The sequence below is a fragment of the Umezawaea sp. NPDC059074 genome, from assembly GCF_042738955.1.
In the GTDB taxonomy this organism is placed as follows: Bacteria; Actinomycetota; Actinomycetes; order Mycobacteriales; family Pseudonocardiaceae; genus Umezawaea.
The window spans coordinates 1-1,122 of record NZ_JBHYHC010000293.1 but is presented as its reverse complement, the minus strand read 5'-3'; the positions used below and the strand labels follow the sequence as shown (position 1 = coordinate 1,122).

The following is a 1,122-nucleotide window of genomic DNA, read 5'->3' as shown; positions in this document are numbered from 1 at the left end:
GCGGGGGGCCCACGGCCCGGCTCGTGGCCCCGTGCCCGGCCGTTCTCGTTCCGCCTCCCGGCACCACGGGGTCGGGGCTCGCCGACGCGAGCCGCACCCGAGGCGCGCTCCCGTTCCCGCGGAGCGCCGTGCCGAGCGCGAGGCGTCGTATGTCGAACACCACCCCCGCGGCTCAAGGCCGTCCGGTGACTCCCGAAGCTGTTGTCCCGCCCCAGAAAGGGCTGCGCTCATGGCGAAGAAGACGAAACCGATCCTGGTGCTGGGGTCGACCGGCAAGACCGGCAGCAGGGTCGTGCCCCAGCTGCGCGAGAAGGGTTTCGAGGTGCGGGCCGCGGGCCGGTCGGCCGAGACGGTCTTCGACTGGGACGACGACGCGACCTGGGAGGCCGCCCTGACCGGCACGGGCGCGGTGTACGTGGTGGACCTCCAGGACAAGCCGGGCCAGTGGGACGCCGAGGCGGCCCTGCGCGAGTTCTACGCCCGCGCGGTGGAACTCGGCGTGCGGCGACTGGTCGTCCTCCAGGCGCGCGCCACCGGCCTGGTGGGTGGCAAGGACCTGCACTCCGGCGAGACCGCGGTGCGCGAATCCGGCGCGGAGTGGACGATCCTGCGCCCCAACTGGTTCAACCAGAACTTCGACGAGGGCGTGCTGGTCGACGGCATCCTCGCCGGGGAGCTGCCGCTGCCCGCCGGTGACGGGGTGGAGCCGTTCATCGACGTGGCCGACGTCGCGGCCGTGGCGGTCGCCGCGCTGACCGGGGACGGCCACGACGGGCAGGTGTACGAGCTCAGCGGCACCGAGGCGCTGTCGTTCCACGAGGCCGTGGCGACGATCGGCGAGGCCATCGGCAAGCCGGTGACGTACCTGCCGGTGTCGCAGGACGCCTACGAGGCCGAGCTGGTGGAGTACGGCATCGCGGCGGACTACGCGAGGTTCGTCGGCGACCTGGTCGGGCAGATCCGCGCGGGCACCAGCGGTGGCGTGACAGGCACGTTCGCGCGGGTCATGGGGCGCGAGCCGATCACGTTCGAGGACTTCGCCAAGGACGCCGCCTCGCGGGGGGCGTGGCGGGGCTGACCGCGACGCGCCGAGGGCCCGCCGGGAAACCACCAGGCGGGCCC

Annotated in this window: 1 protein-coding gene; it reads left to right on the top strand. The window is 73.8% G+C overall.

The window, feature by feature from the left end:
* The first annotated feature begins 229 nt into the window (after window positions 1-229).
* Entirely contained in the window at window positions 230-1,078 is an 849-nt protein-coding gene (locus ACFWW9_RS46135) for an NAD(P)H-binding protein (RefSeq protein WP_390390012.1), read from the top strand.
* The last annotated feature ends 44 nt before the right edge of the window (window positions 1,079-1,122 follow it).